This window comes from Actinacidiphila sp. bgisy167, assembly GCF_965342175.1.
Classification (GTDB): domain Bacteria; phylum Actinomycetota; class Actinomycetes; order Streptomycetales; family Streptomycetaceae; genus Actinacidiphila.
This window is the reverse complement of record NZ_CBDRBL010000241.1, coordinates 1-532: the sequence shown is the minus strand read 5'-3', so window position 1 is coordinate 532 and position 532 is coordinate 1. Positions and strand designations below refer to the sequence as shown.

The 532-nt window shown below is 69.4% G+C and carries 1 protein-coding gene; it reads right to left on the bottom strand.

All coding sequences use genetic code 11. The annotated features are described in order from the left end of the window. Window positions 1-433 (bottom strand): transposase (locus tag ACRWND_RS30975; RefSeq protein ID WP_431955320.1); only part of this gene is annotated, 433 nt, incomplete at its 3' end. Window positions 434-532: the final 99 nt, after the last annotated feature.

Genomic DNA, 532 nt, shown 5'->3' with positions numbered 1-532 from the left:
TGAGGTGGACGGCGACCTGACACAGGCCGATTCCGCCCAGCGCACCGGAGTACTGGCGTGCTGCCCCCACCGCGTCCGTGGAGGACTTCTCATCTCCCGTCTCGTCGACCACCAGCACAGCGCGGTCGTCGGCGAGGCGGCCCACCGTCCAGCGGGCCAGGCGGTCGCGTACGGCGTCGTGATCCCATACCGCGCGGGCCAGGAAGTGCTGGAGGCGGTGCGGGCCTCTGTGGCCGAGCGCCTCGGCCAGTGTCCAGCAGTTCGCCCGCTCCACGCCCATCAGCATCGCCTCGACCACCTCCCCGAAGGTCTGCCGCGTCTCCCGGCGCGGGAAGCAGCCCGCCATCAGGCCCATCACCTCCCCGAAGCCGTCCCGCCACACCTCTTGCGCTACCGTGGCCTCAACGGCCGCCGCGTCTGGATCAGTTGTCACAGACGATCATGATCGCGGCGGCCGTACCTGTTGCCGCAGGGACCCCCACTCCACTGACCAGCAACGACACGCTACAGATCACGAACTACAGCTGCCGTG